Annotated in this window: 1 pseudogene; it reads right to left on the reverse strand. The window is 66.4% G+C overall.

Annotation, left to right across the window (positions count from 1 at the left end):
* Nucleotides 1–256 (reverse strand): annotated as a pseudogene (locus ACZ3HH_RS30685) (hypothetical protein); the annotation flags it as partial.

Below are 256 nucleotides of genomic sequence, written 5' to 3' on the forward strand. Positions count from 1 at the left end.
GCAGGAACCCGTTGACCGGCCCGTCCGGGCGCAGGGCGATCCCCCAGACGATGGTGCTCCCTGCCAGTGGCACGGCCGCCGGCAGGAAGATGAGCGTGCGCCACAGGCCGCGCCCGGGGAGATTCTGGGTCAGGAGGACTGCGAGCGCGAGCGCAAGGACGATCTGCAACGGATTGACGACGACGTTGAAGATCAGCGTCTGCAGGACGCTGTTCCAGAACGCCGGACTCGCGAACATCTTCCCGAACAGTTCGAG

This window comes from Pseudomonas sp. PME37.24/025, from assembly GCF_055556615.1.